This window comes from Lentzea sokolovensis (genome assembly GCF_033949975.1).
In the GTDB taxonomy this organism is placed as follows: domain Bacteria; phylum Actinomycetota; class Actinomycetes; order Mycobacteriales; family Pseudonocardiaceae; genus Lentzea; species Lentzea sokolovensis.
In genome coordinates this window covers 717234-731767 of record NZ_JAXAVU010000009.1, presented here as the reverse complement: position 1 = coordinate 731767, position 14534 = coordinate 717234, and the positions used below count along the sequence as shown (strand labels likewise).

The 14534-nt window shown below is 69.4% G+C and carries 17 protein-coding genes; 1 reads left to right on the top strand and 16 read right to left on the bottom strand.

Features of this window, described 5'->3' with window-relative positions; genetic code table 11:
• Positions 1-83: 83 nt before the first annotated feature.
• The 3 genes from ccsB to SK854_RS21055 are packed head-to-tail and all read right to left on the bottom strand — an operon-like array spanning position 84 to position 3297.
• Positions 84-995: a c-type cytochrome biogenesis protein CcsB gene (gene ccsB / locus SK854_RS21065; protein WP_319976799.1), complete on the bottom strand. Its 912-nt coding sequence runs from the start codon at positions 993-995 to the stop codon at positions 84-86.
• Positions 995-2470, bottom strand: coding sequence for a cytochrome c biogenesis protein ResB (gene resB / locus SK854_RS21060; RefSeq protein ID WP_319976957.1), 1476 nt, complete (start codon positions 2468-2470; stop codon positions 995-997). Before resB ends, ccsB begins: the two co-directional genes overlap by 1 nt.
• Before the next feature lie 41 nt (positions 2471-2511).
• Positions 2512-3297: a cytochrome c biogenesis CcdA family protein gene (locus SK854_RS21055; RefSeq protein ID WP_319976956.1), complete on the bottom strand. Its 786-nt coding sequence runs from the start codon at positions 3295-3297 to the stop codon at positions 2512-2514.
• Positions 3298-3418: 121 nt separating this feature from the next.
• Between SK854_RS21055 and SK854_RS21050 the strand changes: the two genes are divergently transcribed.
• Positions 3419-4405 carry a M64 family metallopeptidase gene (locus SK854_RS21050; RefSeq protein ID WP_319976798.1) on the top strand — a complete coding sequence of 329 codons (987 nt, stop codon included), beginning with the start codon at positions 3419-3421 and terminating at the stop codon, positions 4403-4405.
• 40 nt (positions 4406-4445) lie between these two features.
• Here the strand turns inward: SK854_RS21050 and SK854_RS21045 are convergent, their stop codons facing one another.
• The 13 genes from SK854_RS21045 to SK854_RS20985 form a co-directional block, all read right to left on the bottom strand.
• Complete coding sequence (locus tag SK854_RS21045) at positions 4446-5003, bottom strand: TlpA family protein disulfide reductase (protein WP_319976797.1); 558 nt, start codon at positions 5001-5003, stop codon at positions 4446-4448.
• Positions 5000-5629: a histidine phosphatase family protein gene (locus SK854_RS21040; protein ID WP_319976796.1), complete on the bottom strand. Its 630-nt coding sequence runs from the start codon at positions 5627-5629 to the stop codon at positions 5000-5002. Before SK854_RS21040 ends, SK854_RS21045 begins: the two co-directional genes overlap by 4 nt.
• Entirely contained in the window at positions 5626-6921 is a 1296-nt protein-coding gene (hemL, locus tag SK854_RS21035) for a glutamate-1-semialdehyde 2,1-aminomutase (RefSeq protein ID WP_319976795.1), read from the bottom strand. The genes SK854_RS21040 and hemL overlap by 4 nt, the downstream gene beginning before the upstream one ends.
• A gap of 11 nt (positions 6922-6932) precedes the next feature.
• Positions 6933-7289, bottom strand: a complete 357-nt coding sequence (locus SK854_RS21030) for a hypothetical protein (protein WP_319976794.1) — start codon at positions 7287-7289, stop codon at positions 6933-6935.
• A 5-nt stretch (positions 7290-7294) separates the two neighbouring features.
• Positions 7295-7714, bottom strand: a complete 420-nt coding sequence (locus SK854_RS21025) for a DUF3093 family protein (protein WP_319976793.1) — start codon at positions 7712-7714, stop codon at positions 7295-7297.
• The gene (locus tag SK854_RS21020; protein ID WP_319976792.1) at positions 7714-8331 is read right to left on the bottom strand and encodes a hypothetical protein; all 618 of its coding nucleotides are present in this window, start codon (positions 8329-8331) and stop codon (positions 7714-7716) included. The genes SK854_RS21025 and SK854_RS21020 overlap by 1 nt, the downstream gene beginning before the upstream one ends.
• Positions 8328-8726: a hypothetical protein gene (locus SK854_RS21015; protein ID WP_319976791.1), complete on the bottom strand. Its 399-nt coding sequence runs from the start codon at positions 8724-8726 to the stop codon at positions 8328-8330. Before SK854_RS21015 ends, SK854_RS21020 begins: the two co-directional genes overlap by 4 nt.
• A complete protein-coding gene (locus SK854_RS21010) occupies positions 8723-9166 on the bottom strand; it encodes a hypothetical protein (RefSeq protein WP_319976790.1) in 444 nt (147 codons plus the stop codon). The genes SK854_RS21015 and SK854_RS21010 overlap by 4 nt, the downstream gene beginning before the upstream one ends.
• Positions 9167-9175: 9 nt before the next feature.
• Complete coding sequence (locus SK854_RS21005; RefSeq protein WP_319976789.1) at positions 9176-9688, bottom strand: hypothetical protein; 513 nt, start codon at positions 9686-9688, stop codon at positions 9176-9178.
• Positions 9673-10647, bottom strand: a complete 975-nt coding sequence (gene hemB / locus SK854_RS21000) for a porphobilinogen synthase (protein WP_319976788.1) — start codon at positions 10645-10647, stop codon at positions 9673-9675. The genes SK854_RS21005 and hemB overlap by 16 nt, the downstream gene beginning before the upstream one ends.
• A 75-nt stretch (positions 10648-10722) precedes the next feature.
• Positions 10723-12255 (bottom strand): bifunctional uroporphyrinogen-III C-methyltransferase/uroporphyrinogen-III synthase, encoded by a 1533-nt coding sequence (locus SK854_RS20995; protein ID WP_319976787.1) that lies wholly within the window; start codon positions 12253-12255, stop codon positions 10723-10725.
• 18 nt (positions 12256-12273) lie between these two features.
• The gene (gene hemC, locus SK854_RS20990; protein ID WP_319976786.1) at positions 12274-13209 is read right to left on the bottom strand and encodes a hydroxymethylbilane synthase; all 936 of its coding nucleotides are present in this window, start codon (positions 13207-13209) and stop codon (positions 12274-12276) included.
• A complete protein-coding gene (locus tag SK854_RS20985; RefSeq protein ID WP_319976785.1) occupies positions 13206-14522 on the bottom strand; it encodes a glutamyl-tRNA reductase in 1317 nt (438 codons plus the stop codon). Before SK854_RS20985 ends, hemC begins: the two co-directional genes overlap by 4 nt.
• Positions 14523-14534 lie beyond the last annotated feature (12 nt).

Sequence of the window (14534 nt, the reverse complement as noted above, 5' to 3'; positions counted from 1 at the left end):
CAAGAGGGACCGAGACTTCCCCGACCCCCAGGTTGCGACGGTACGCAACCGACAACGGTTCCATCGACCTGGGGGCTAACTCGTTAGAGACCCGCGTACGAATGCAACCCGCTGGTGACCAAGTTGATGAAGAACAGGTTGAACACGTTCAGGGCGAAGCCCGCGATGTTGATCCAAGCGGCCCCACGGCCACGCCAACCGGCCGTAGCGCGCGCGTGCAGATACGCCGCGTAGACCACCCACGAGACGAACGCGACCGTCTCCTTCGGGTCCCAGCCCCAGAACCGGCCCCACGCGGCTTCCGCCCAGATCGCGCCGAGGATGATTCCGGCCGTGAACAGCGGGAACGCCAGCACGGTGGTCCGGTACGACATCCGGTCGAGCACGTCGGCGGACGGCAGCTTCGGGAAGCGGTCCGACCTGGTGTCCTTGAGCAGGTAGAGGATCGACGTCACGCCGGGGATCAGCAGCACGCCGGACGAGATCGAGATCACCGAGACGTGGATCACCAGCCAGTACGACCGCAGCGCCGGCTGGACGGGCGCGGCCTCGGCGTACAGGACGGTGCCGCCGAGGAACAGCAGGACCAGGATCGGCGGCAGCACGAACACGCCGAGACGGCGGATCGGGAACTTCGCCATCAGCACGATCCACGTCACCACGGCCGCGAGGCACAGCAGCGACATGTACTCGTACATGTTGCCCCAGGGAGCGCGCCCGGCGGACAGTCCGCGCATGACCAACGAGCCGAGGTGCAGCACCGCACCGAGGACCGTCATCGCGGCACCCATGCGGCCGATGCGCTCGGCCCTGGTCAGCTCGGCCTTCGGCTCGTCGACGAGGACGTCCGGCCCGCCGGCGCCGACCAGCGCCTTGCGCGGGGCACGGGCGAAGGCCTGCTCGACCGCGTAGAGCAGGATCGCGAAGAGGTAGACCCCGAGTGCGCTGCGGTACAGCCAGTCGCTGTAGGTCGCGAGGGTCTCGTTGACCGGCATCAGGACTTCTCCTCGTTCAGCACCGCGCGGGCGAGCCGCGTGAACTCCTCGCCGTATCCTGCCTGGTCAGTACGGGCGAGCCCGCCGACCTCGACCAAAGTACGCCCGTCGTCCAGACGAGTCGCACGGACCCACACCCTGCGGCGCTTGACGGTCAGCGAGACCCCCAGGCCGAGGATGATCAGGATGGCGAACATCAGCACGTAACCCTGGGTCGGGTCGTGCGAGACCTGCAGCGACACCCAGTCGTTCACGGAGTCGAAGCGCACCTTGGTGCCGTCGTCGAGCGCGATCTCCTCGCCCAGCGCGAGGTTCTTGCGCGCGACCTTCTGCAACCGGCCCTGGTCGACCATCTTCTGATCGATCGAGAAGATCGACTGACCGCGGCCGTCGTCCACGCCCAGGTCGCCGCGGTACACGTCGACGGCGACCATCGGGTCGTTCAGCGCCGGGAACTTCGAGTTCAGGATGTTGCCGTGCAGCAACGGCGTCGGCGCCAGCAGGCCCGTCACCGCGATCTGGTTCTTGCGCCGCGTCTCGGAGTCCGTGACTCCGGGCGGGTCGAACTTCGTCGCGCCCTCCGAGGCCAGCGTGAGCTGGTCGGTCGGCAGCCACTGGATGCCCTGCGTGCGCTTCTCGCCGTTGGGGAACGTCACCGTGAACGTCGGCGTGTAGCCATGTCCGAGCAGGTAGAGACGATCGCCCTCGGTGCGCAGCGGGTGGTTGACCTGCAGCGTGTACGGATTCCAGGTGTTCGAGGCGAGGCTCTCGCCCGACTGGTAGCGGATGTCCGCCTTGAAGCCGACGGGCTGGCCGTTGTCGAGGTACTCGGCGGAGAACTTGCCGATCTCGACGCAGAACGGCGTGAGGTCCGTGCCGTCGACCCGCAGGCCCGGCCGGAACTGGTCGTAGTTGAAGATGCCGCCGTTGCAGAACTGGCCGCCGTCGGCCTGGACGATGATCTGGCCCTCGTAGTTGAACATCTTGCCCAGTGCGAACGACACCAGCAGGCCCAGCAGCGCGAAGTGGAAGACCAGGTTGCCGGTCTCGCGCAGGAACCCGCGCTCGGCGCTGACCGTGTCCTCGCCGGTCTCCATCCGCCAGCCGCGCAGGACCTTCTTGGCTCGTGCGACGGCCTCGTCCGGCGTCACGTCGAGCTCGGCCTGGGCGTGGTGCGGCATCCGCGAGAGATTGCGCGGCGTCAGCACCGGCTTCGCGCGCATCTGCTTGAAGTACTCCCACGTGCGGGGAAGCAGGCACCCGACGAGGGACGTGAACAGCAGCAGGTAGATCGCGGCGAACCACGGCGTGGCGTACACCTCGAAGAACCCGAGCTTGAGCAGCAACTGCCCCCACCAGCCGCGCTGGGCGACGTACTCGTCGACCTTGGCGGCGTTGAGCGAGAGCTGCGGCAGCAACGCGCCGGGCATCGCCGCGAGCGCGAGCAGGAACAGCAGGGTCAGCGCGGTCCTCATCGAGGTGAGCCCGCGCCACGTGTTGCGGAGGAAGGCGATCACTAGAGCGGCAGCCTCACTACGTCGACGAACGAGTAGCGCAGCCACCCGACGAACTCACCCCAGAGCCCGGTGACCAGCGCGATCCCGACCAGGATCAGCAGCACACCACCGAAGATCTGCACCTGCCGGGCGTGCGTGCGCAGCCACTTCGTGACGCCCAGCGCCCACCGAGCGCCGAGCGCGAGCACCACGAACGGCAACCCGAGGCCCAGGCAGTAGGCCAGGACCAGCACTGCGCCACGCGCCGTCGACGACCCGACCTCGGTGCTGCGCGCGACGGCGAGCACGCCGGCCAGCGTCGGCCCGAGACACGGCGTCCACCCGAGCGCGAACACGGCCCCGAGCACCGGAGCTCCGAACAACCCGGCGTTGGGCTTGGTGTGGAACCGCACGTCCTTCTGCAACGCCGGCACGAGTCCGAGGAACACCAGTCCCATCAGGATCGTGACGACGCCACCGATGCGCTGGAACAGATCGGCGTTGAGGAACAGCGCGTCCGACGCACCGAGGATGGCCATCGAGGCCAACGCGAAGACGACCGTGAACCCGAGCACGAACAGCAACGAGGCCCCGGCGACGCGCCACCGGCCCTGCTTCGCCGGCTCGTTCGCCTCCACCCGAGGCGCCTCGGCACCGACCAGACCGGCGAGGTACGCGAGGTAGCCGGGCACGAGCGGCACCACGCACGGTGACGCGAACGAGATGAACCCAGCGAGCAGAGCAACCCCGGTGGCCAGCAGCAACGGCCCGGAGATCGCCAGATCGGTGGGGTTCACAGACCTCAGAGTAGGTAGTTGCCCAGATCACGCGACGACCGGCACCGGTTTTGACCCGACACAAGGCTTGGGCCAAAAGTACCGACAATTGCCGCTTGTGGGTGACATCACGGTTGCTTAGCGTCAGCTCATGCATCGTTCCCGGCTGCTACTTCCCGCGTTCACCGTCGCGGCGCTGGCACTGTTCGCGCAGGTACCGGCCGGTGGCGCTGCCCCGGCGATGGAATGGCGCGAGGTCTTCAACGAGGACGGCTCCATCACCCAGGCCCTGACCCCGAAAGCACCAGCCGAGAAATCGACGAACCTCCGCGCCCTGGTCGCGGCCGACGTGGTCCCCGTCCAGGTGACCGGCGACTCGGCCGACCGCTTCGACCTCGTCTTCGTGGGCGACGGCTACACGACCGACGACCTGGAGACCTACACCGGCAACGTGAAGAGCAAGTGGGAAGAGCTCTCCGCCGTGGAGCCCTTCGCCTCCTACAAGGAGTACTTCAACGTCTGGCAGGTCAACGTCGTCTCCGCCGAGTCCGGTGTGGACCACGACCCGACCAAGGGCCTGCTCAAGAACACCGCGCTGGACATGGGTTTCTGGTGCCAGGGCCGCGACGCGAACACCGAGCGCCTGCTCTGCGTCAACGAGACCAAGGCCAAGGAGTTCGCGGCCCTCGCCCCGCAGGCGGACCAGGTGATCGCGCTCGGCAACACCGCGAAGTACGGCGGTGCGGGCGGTTCGGTGGCCACCGCCTCCGGCTCGAACGCCCAGGCCGGTCAGATCGCGATCCACGAGCTCGGCCACTCGATCGGCGGCCTGGCCGACGAGTACGACTACCCGTACGCGAACTACACGGGCTCCGAACCGCGTGAGATCAACGTGACCAGCGACCCGACCGGCGCCAAGTGGGGCGAGTACCTCGGCCAGCCCTCCCCGGACGGCGGCGTGATCGCCCCGGTCGAGGGTGCTCGGTACTACAAGACGGGCCTCTACCGGCCGACCGGCAACTCGATCATGCGCACGCTGGGCAAGCAGTTCAACTCGATCGGACGCGACGCGATGGTCAAGGCCTTCAAGGCCAAGATCCCGTCGCTGAACGCCCCGGTGGAACCGCCCGCCCAGTAGGCGAGCGACACGAAGAAGGGGGCCTCGCGGCCCCCTTTTCTCATTCCTTGGCCAGCTCGTCCAGGACGGTCTGGAGATCGGAAGCCAGCACCGGCACCAGGAACGCCGCCGCCACCTTGTGGTTCTTGTCCACGATGAACGTGGAAGGCACGGTGTTGGCGGGAACTCCCCGGAACACGTTGATGAAGCTCCGGGCCGAAGCGTCGTAAATGGACGGATAGGTCAGCGACCGGTCCTTCATGAAGTCCCGGGGATGGTCCTTCGAGGTCTCCTTGACGTCGACGCCGACCACCTGGGTGCCGGCGTCGAAGATCTTCTGCATCTCGGGCGCCTCGGTCCGGCAGGGCCCGCACCAGGCCCCCCAGATGTTGATCACGACGGGCTTGCCCGCGTAGTCGGAGAGCTTGACGACCTTGCCCTCTTCGAGCAGGGACTCGCCTTCGAGCCCCTTCAACTCCTTGCGCTCGCTCGGCGCGTACCGGAGCTTGACCTGCCCGCCAGGAGCCACGAGGTAGAAGTCCCCGGCCCCGATCTGGGCGGCGTCCTTCCCGGTGGTGCATCCGGCGAGCAGCAGAAGCAGAACGAGAAACCGCTTCATGCCCCGGTCACCCGAGGATTGGTCGCACCCACCGGTTCGGAGTAGGCGATGCGGACCAGCTGCTCGCCCTCGAAGATCAGCGAGGTGAGCGAGGCGAGCGAGCACTCCCGTTTGCGCGGGTCGTGCCACATCCGCTTGCCCTCCAGGAACCGTCGCACGGTCCAAATGGGCAGCTGATGCGAAACGCACACGGCCTCATGACCTTCGGCGGCGGCCCGGGCCTTCTGCACCGCCCCCATCATCCGGTGGGCGATCTCGATGTACGGCTCACCCCACGAGGGCTTGAACGGGTTGACCAGCTTCGGCCAGTGCTGGGGCGACCGCAGTGCCCCGTCGCCCACGGCGACCTTCAGCCCCTCGAACTGGTTGTCGGCCTCGATCAACCGGTCGTCGGTGGCCAGCTCCAGCCGATGCGAGTCGGCGATGGGCGAGGCGGTCTGCTGTGCACGGTCCAAAGGGGACGCGACGACGTGCACGATGTCGTGGTCCGCCAGGTGCTCGGCCACGGTCAGCGCCTGCTTCTGCCCCCGCTCGGACAGCTTGAAGCCGGGAAGGCGGCCGTAGAGGACGCCGGTCGGGTTGTGCACCTCGCCGTGGCGGAGCAGGTGGACGACGGTGCGGGTCACTTGCGGGCCTCCTTGGCGGCACGGGCCGCGTGCGGCAGTGCGTCGGCGATCACTGCGAACTCCTCTTCACCCATGGCGGCGTTCACGAACCACGCCTCGAACGCCGACGGCGGGGCGTAGACGCCTCGCTCCAGCAGGGCGTGGAAGAACGGCGGGAAACGCCACGTCTCGCACGCCTGCGCGCCCGCGTAGTCCTTCACCTCGGTGGCACCGAAGAACACGCTCACCAGGTTGCCAGCGAACTGCACTCGGTGCTCGACACCCGCTTCCGTCAGCGCTGCCGTGAACAGCGCGCCGAGGCGCGCGGCGTTGCGGTCGAGGGCCCGGTAGACGTCCTCGCCGGCGGCCTTCAACGTGGCCAGGCCGGCGGCGACGGCGACGGGGTTACCGGACAGCGTTCCCGCCTGGTAGACGGGACCGGAGGGCGCCAGCCGCGCCATGACGTCCGCGCGGCCGCCGAACGCCGCCGCGGGCAGGCCGCCGGACATGACCTTGCCGAACGTGTAGAGGTCGCCGCGCACGCGCTCCAGGCCGAACCAGCCGGCGCGCGAGACGCGGAAGCCGGTCATGACCTCGTCCATGATCAGCAACGCGCCGTCGGCGTCGCAGATCTCCCGCAGGCCCGCGTTGAAGTCCTGGCCGGGCGCGACCGCGCCCATGTTGCCCGCCGCCGCCTCGGTGATGACGCAGGCGATCTCGCCGGGGTTCTCCGCGAACGCGGCGCGGACGGCCTCGATGTCGTTGTACGGCAGGACGATCGTGTCCTCGGCCTGCGCGCCCGTGACACCCGGCGACGAGGGCAGGCCCAGGGTCGCGACACCGGAGCCCGCCTGGGCGAGCAGCGCGTCGACGTGACCGTGGTAGCAACCGGCGAACTTGATGATCTTGCGGCGCTCGGTGAAGCCGCGGGCGAGGCGGATCGCGCTCATCGTGGCCTCGGTGCCCGAGTTGACCAGGCGAACCTGGCGGACCGGCTCGACCCGGTCGATGATCTCGGCCGCGAGGTCGATCTCGCCCTCGGTCGGCGTGCCGAACGACAGGCCGTTCACCGCCGCCTTCCGCACGGCCTCGACCACGGCCGGGTGGGCGTGCCCGAGGATCATCGGGCCCCACGAGGACACCAGGTCGACGTACCGGTTGCCGTCCGCGTCCCACAGGTGCGGGCCCTCGCCGCGAACCATGAATCGCGGGGTGCCGCCGACGGAGTGGAACGCCCGCACCGGAGAGTTGACCCCGCCGGGGGTCAGCGTCGACGCGCGCTCGAACAGGGCCTGGGATCGACTCGCAGTCACGTACCCCAGTCTCACATGTCGGAGTCGGCGGCTTTCTGCGGCCGGGTGCGCACAGCCAGCAGGACCTGCCGCGCCACGTCCAGAACGAGGACCACGGCCAGCGTGAGCGCGCCGGCGGCGGTGCCCAGCCAGTTGCCGTGATAGCGCGTGGAGATCAACGGCTCGCGGCCCTCGATCGGGTACTCGAGGCGCACGACGCCGCGGTTCCAGGCCCACACGGCGACGATCACCAGCACGACGATCGCGACGACCTCGCCCGCGGCGATGAGCCACCGCTGGGGCTGGTGCAGGCTCGGACCGGCCGGCGGGGCCTGCTCAGGCTCCTCCACCACGGTGTCCGACTCCGGCTCAGTCACGGCCTCTGTCACGTCGCTCACCCTCTCACGACCCGCCGCAGCGCCGCGAGGAAGGCTTCCGGATCGCGCGCCCATCCCAGCACCACCGTGCCGTCGACCAGCCGCAACGGCATGGCGGTCGTCCCCTTGGGCACCGACCAGCCGCCACCGAGCACCTTGGCGCCCGTGGGCGCGCCGACGTCGGTGAAGGCCTGGATCATCGCGACCGGCAGCTTCTCCCGCCCGAACTGGGCCTCTTCGGTCGTCAGCGCGACGCTGCCGGTCTTCACCCTGAGGTTCACCCACAACACCGCACAGAGCGTCAGCACGAGCCCCACGATCGCCCACAGCGCCACGGACGCGGGCCCGGTGATGAGCTCGATCAGGTACCCGGCGACCGCGAACCCCGGTCCCCACACCAACGGCCACCAGCTGCTGCCGGACTCCCGGTAGAGCACTAGCGCACGAACTTGTTCGAGGCGGGCAGGAACTGCAGCACCACGGCCGCGATCGTCAGCCCGATCACGACGACGCTGATCACCACGCTCGGCTGCCACACCCGCGCGTTCAGCGAGATGAGCATGATCGCGATCATCGACAGGAACCCGATGACGCCGAGGATCGTGAGCAGGATGCGCGCCCAGTTCTGGCCGTTGCGCAGCACGACGGCGAACGCGACGTACGGCGCGGCGGCGACGAGCATGGCGAACCCGAACAGCACGGCCATGACCCGCACACCGAGCTCGTTGGCCTGCCGCTCCTCGTCCGTGACGACGCTGCCCTCGTTGATGAAGTAGTCGCCGTTGACGAGCAGCATCACCGGGAGCACGGCCACGGAGAGCACGGCGCCCGCGATCCAGATCCACATCGCGGCGGTGATCGTCGCGGGCCGCGGCGGCGCCATCTCGTGGGGCAGCACGGGCGCGAGCGGCGCCATCGAGAAGCTCGCCTGCCCGACGTGGTTCACCTGGTACTGCCCGGTGGGCGCCGGGGTCACAGGATAGGCGCCCGCGGGGTTCTGCCACTGGACGTCGTCGGGGTTCTGCCGCTGCCACGGGTCTTGCGGATAGGTCACTGCTCACGCACCTCCGCGAGCCACTGTGCCGTACGCGCCTGCCACGTGAAGACGATTGCGACGCAGATGAGCAGCAACGTGACCAAGCTCGACGCGCTGATCCCGACGAACAGGATCCAGATCATGTGGACGATCGCGATGAACGACAACGCGATCCGAGCCCAGTTCCTGCGCTTCAGGAACAGCCTGGTCAGCAACGCGTAGGCGGCCACGAAGAGCAGCGCGACGACGGACAGCGTGGCCAGGAAGCTCGTGACCTGCCCGGACGTCCAGCCGGTCAGCTCCTGCACCTCACCGCGCTGGAACCACAGGCCGGCGGTGGTGAACAACACGAAGACGGCGATCGCGAGCCAGAGCCCGACGGCGATGCGGACCGGCCGGGGAGCGTCGTTCACGTCAGCTGCTCGCGTTCGGTCAGGTAGTCGGTCGACTGCCGGAAGTAGAACAGCACCAGGCCGGAGACGGCGATCAGGACCGTCACGATGCCCAGCGTGTTCGTGATCATCTGGAAGAACAGGCCGATCAGCAACGTGATCATCAGGCCGGTGCGGCTCTTCTTGATCCCCGCCCTGACCTTGCCCGCGAGCCACGCCGCGAGGCCGGCCAGCACGAGAGTCACGACCAGCGAGACGATCACCAGGGTGTTCACCGTCGAGGCGATCATGTCCGGGGTGATCTTCGGATCCTTGTTGCCCTGGACGGCGGCCTCGACCAGCACCTGCTTGTTCAGCAGCACGTACAGCGAGGCCAGCACGCTGAGGGCCACACCTGCCACGACGAGCCAGTAGCCCGCGGTGATGGTGCGAGGGGTGCCCGATTCCTTCGGAGACGTCACGCTCGAAACCTAGGTCCGCGGGAAGGTGCTGTCCACCGTGACGCGCTTCCTGAAGTGCGCGGACACCCGGTACATCAGCACGATCGCGGTCGCGTCCAGCACGGTGGTGACCAGCGTTACGGCCAGATCGACCGCCCGCATCTCCACCCCGAGCTCCGCCGCGACCCCGCTGGCCCAGGCGCCGAGCCGGAACAGTCCGAACGCGACGGACGCCCCTCCCAGCACGGTCAGCACGATCCGGGCCCAGTTGCGGCCGCGCGCCATCGCGTTCGCGAACCGCGTGTACGCGAGCAGCACGGCGACGGCGATCAGCAGTCCGAAGAGGACACCGCCATTCACGCCCGCATCGATTTGATCCTGCCCCAGCGAGGGATTCTGGCGGCGCGCCTCGGCCACGAGGGTCTCGCGGTCGAAGAGCTGCACCACGAACCGCAGCATGCCGACGCACGCGCCGGCGATCCACAACCAGCGCGCGACGTCGACCAGCTTCGGGACAGGAGCGGGAGTTACCGGTCCAGCCATCGGGCGGCTTCGGTTGCCCAGTACGTGAGCACGATGTCCGCCCCGGCCCGGCGGATGGACGTGAGCGACTCCAGGATCGAGCGCTCGCGGTCGATCCAGCCGTTCTGAGCAGCGGCCTCGATCATCGAGTACTCGCCCGAGATCTGGTACGCCGCAACGGGAACGTCCGAGACCTCGGCGACCGAGCGCAGCACGTCCAGGTACAGCAGGGCGGGCTTGACCATGACCATGTCCGCGCCCTCGGCGAGGTCCAGCTGCACCTCGCGGATCGCCTCACGGGCGTTCGCGGGGTCCTGCTGGTAGGTCTTGCGGTCGCCCGCGAGCTGCGACTCGACGGCGTCGCGGAACGGGCCGTAGAACGCCGACGCGTACTTGGCCGAGTAGGCGAGGATGCCGGTGTCCGGCAGGCCCGCCTGGTCCAAAGCGTTGCGGATGAAGGCGATCTGGCCGTCCATCATGCCGCTGGGGCCGACGACGTGGGCACCGGCGCGCGCCTGGGCCACGGCCATCTCGCCGTAGACCTCAAGGGTCGCGTCGTTGTCCACGGTGCCGTCGGCGGCGAGAACGCCGCAGTGGCCGTGGTCGGTGAACTCGTCGAGGCAGCAGTCCGACATGAGCACGGTGCTGTCGCCCAGTTCCGCACGCAGGTCGCCCAGTGCGGCGTTGAGGATGCCGTCCGGGTCGGTGCCGCCGGAGCCGACGGCGTCGCGCACGGCGGGGACGCCGAACAGCATGATGCCGCCGACACCTGCCTGCACGGCCTCGACCGCGGCCTTGCGCAACGAGTCACGGGAGTGCTGCAGGACGCCCGGCATGCTGCTGATCTCAGCAGGCTCGGCCAGGCCTTCCTTGACGAACATCGGCAGCACGAGCTGCCTCGGGCGCACCTCGGTCTCGGAGACCAGGCGGCGCATGGCGGGCGTCGTGCGCAGACGCCTCGGCCGGTGAAGTGGGTACATCTTGACTCCCTGACGGAAGAGAGTCGAAGGGGCCACTCAAAGGATCTTGAGTGGCCCCGACGGCTTCAGTGTGTTCTAGCTCCTGCGCAGGCGCTTGGTCTTGCGCGGGGGAGGAAGGGCTCCCTCGGCGCGCAACCGGGCGGCGTGGGCGGCCAGCGCGTCGACCAGCGCGGGCACGTTCGCCTCCTCGGGCTGCACGTCGACCCGGAGGCCGAACTCCCGCGCCGTCTCGGCGGTCTGCGGGCCGATGCACGCGACGAGCGTGCGGGCGTGCGGCTTGCCCGCGATGCCGACCAGGTTCCGCACGGTCGACGACGAGGTGAAGCACACCGCGTCGAAGCCACCGGACTTGATCATCTCGCGGGTGTCGGCGGGCGGCGGGGCCGCACGCACGGTGCGGTACGCCGTCACGTCGTCGATCTCCCAGCCACGTTCGCGCAGGCCGGCGGCCAGCGTCTCGGTGGCGATGTCGGCCCGCGGCAGCAGCACGCGGTCGACCGGGTCGAGGATGTCGTCGTAGGGCGGGAAGTCGTTCAGCAGGCCCTCGGACGACTGGTCACCCGACGGCACGAGCTCCGGGATGATGCCGAACGAGCGCACCTTCGCGGCCGTGGCCTCGCCGACGCACGCGATCTTCACGCCGGAGAACGCACGGGCGTCCAGGCCGAACTCGCGGAACTTCTCCCACACCGCGCGGACGGCGTTGGTCGAGGTGAAGACGACCCACTGGTAGCGGCCGTCGACGAGACCCTTGACCGAGCGCTCCATCTGCGCGGGGCTGCGGGGCGGCTCGACCGAGATCGTCGGCACCTCGACGGCGATAGCGCCGTGCGAGTGCAGACGCTCGGACATCGCGCCTGCCTGCTCCTTGGTCCGCGGGACCAGCACTCGCCAGCCGTACAGCGCCCGCGACTCCCACCAGGAGAGCTTCGAGCGGTTGGCGGCGGCGGCACCGACGGTGACGACCAGCGGGCCGCCCATCTCACCGGCGTCGGCCGCGACGGCGGCCAGCGTGGTGTCGATGGTGCGCTGCTGGAAGCCCGTTCCCTCGGCGGTCACGGCGACCGGTGTCTGCGGCGCGAGGCCGTTCTCCACCAGGTTCGACGCGGCCTCGGCCAGGTGCGAGCCGGTCGCGTGCAGCACGAGCGTGCCGGGCGCGGCGGCGAGGCCGGCCCAGTCCGTCACGGCGCGCACGTCGACCTCGGTGTGCACGCCACCGAGAGCGACACCCGCGTACGCCGGCACCGCGGTGCCCGAGGGCACACCGGGTACGACGTCGAACGGGATCGTCGACTTCGCGACGGCCTGCGCTTCCTTGACGACCGAGTCGAGCGTCAGCGGGTCACCCGCGACGAGACGGACGACGGTCGCACCGTTGCGCGCCTCGTTCACCAGGTCCTTGGCCACGTCGGCGGACTCACCGACAGCGGGGCGGACCTCGACTCCCTCCGGCACGGTCGCGAGGACGTCCGCAGGAACGTCCGGGTCCGTGACCACGAGTTCAGCCCTGGTGAGCAAGTCGTGGGCCCGGACCGTGAGCAGCCCGGTGTCGCCGGGGCCGGAGCCCACGAAGGCGACGCGTCCGGGGGTCTTGCGTGCGCGGGTCATCAGGGCACTCCCCATCGATTACGCCTCTGGACCGCTGAGAACCGCGGCCCCGAGGTCGAGCAACTCGGCGGCCAGCGCCCGGCCAAGTCCCTCAGCTTCGGTCAAGTCACCGGTGGCGGACGCCCGGAGGAGATCGTTCTCCGGCGTCGCAGCGACCCCGCGCAGGGAAAGTCGGTACACGACCTTCCCGTCGTCATCGAGGTCTTCCACCACATCGGCCAGCGCGCCGACCGGCGCGCTGCAGCCCGCTTCGAGCGCGGCCAGCATGGCGCGCTCAGCGGTCACAGCGGCCCGGCTGGCCGAATCGTCCAAAGTGGACTGGATCAGGTGCTCGGCGTCGACGTCGTCGACCCGGCACTCGACTGCCAACGCACCCTGCGCGGGTGCGGGAAGCATCTGGATGGGCTCCAGGTTCTCGGTGATCTCGCTCGTGCGGCCGAGCCGCGCGATGCCGGCGCGAGCCAGCACCACCGCGTCGAGCTCGCCGTTGCGGACCTTGCCGATCCGCGTGTCCACGTTGCCCCGCAACGGAACGATGTCCAGCCCGAGGCCGAGGGCCTCCAGCTGGGCCGCGCGGCGCGGCGAACCGGTGCCCACAGTGGACCCCTGCGGCAGCTCACCGAGCGTGAGGCCGTCGCGCGCCACGAGAGCGTCGCGCGGGTCCTCTCGCCGGGGCACGGCCGCGAGCGTCAGCCGGGGGTCCGGCGCGGTCGGGAGGTCCTTGTAGGAGTGGACGGCGACGTCGATCTCACCGTTCGCGAGCGCGTCGCGAAGGGCCGACGTGAAGACGCCGATGCCGATCTGGGCGATCGGAGCGTCGGAGAGGTCGCCCGGCGTCTTGATGACGACGATCTCGACCTGTGCTCCGGCAGCCTTCAGCGCCTCGGCCACGGTCCCCGTCTGCGCGAGCGCCAGAGCGCTGCCTCGGGTACCGATCCGTAGGGTGCGGGTCACCGCGTTTCACCATCCACAGAAGCTTGCTTGGTCTGACTGACAACCCCAGGAGCCTGGGGGTCGAGCCCGAACAGTTCGCGGAGAGCCTCCGCGTAGCCGGTACCACCAGGGGCGGAGGCGAGCTCCTTCACCCTGACGGTCGGCGTGTGCAGGAGCTTGTCTACAACGCGACGCACCGTCTTGGCCAATTCACCGCGTGTCGCGGCGTCCAGTTCGGGAAGTCGCGAATCAAGACGGAGCAGTTCGGCGTCGACCACCTCGGCGGCCCGCTTGCGCAGGGCCGTGACGGTCGGCGTGACCTCGGCGGAACGCTGGCCGGCGAGGTAGGCCTTGACCTCGTCGGCGACCAGCTGGGCCGCCAGGCGTGCGTCCTGGCCCGCGGGCGCGTCCGAGAGACGGCGCTGCAGCGTTTCCAGGTCCACCACACGAACGTTCGGCAGAACGGCCGCGGCCGGGTCGACGTCCTTGGGCAGGCCCAGGTCGCACACGACCAACGGCCGCGAGCGCTTGCCGATCATGTCCGCGCGGACGACCGTGTCGACCGACCCGGTGCACGCGAAGACGATGTCCGCGAGGTCGATCTCGACGCCCAGCGCGGTCAGGTCGACGGCCGTCGCGGGGACGCCCTCGGCCTTGAGCGAGGTGGCGAGACGCACACCGTTGGCCTGCGTCCGGTTCGCGATGACGACCTCGCCGATGCCCGCCCTGCGCAGGTGCGCGGCGGCCAGGCCACCCATGGCGCCCGCGCCGACGAGCAGCGCGCGCTTGCCGACGAGGGTGCCCAGCTGGGCCTCCGCGTCACCGAGGGCCTCGGACACGACCGACGCGCCCGCGTGGTCGATGCCGGTCTCGGAGTGCACGCGCTTGCCGACGCGCAGCGCGTTCTGGGTGAGTTCGTGGACGGTCCTGCCGACGGTGCCCGCCTCGTCCGCCGCCGCGTACGCACCGCGCAGCTGGCCGAGGATCTGGGACTCGCCGACGACCATCGAGTCGAGGCCGGCCGCGACGGAGAACAGGTGCTCGACGGCAGCGGCGGCGTAATGCACGTAAAAGTGCTCGTACAGCGAGTTCGCGTCGACCTGGGCGTGCTGCGCGAGGACGTCGACGACCTCGGACATGCCGCCGTGGAACGACTCGACGACGGCGTAGACCTCGACCCTGTTGCAGGTCGACAGGACCATCGCCTCGGAGACGCTGGGCGCGGCGAGCAGCTGACCGAGGACCTTGGACAGGTCGGGCTCGGCCACGGTGACGCGTTCCAGGACCGGAACGGGGGCGGTGCGGTGCGACAGACCGACTACGAGCAAGCTCATGTGGTCACCACG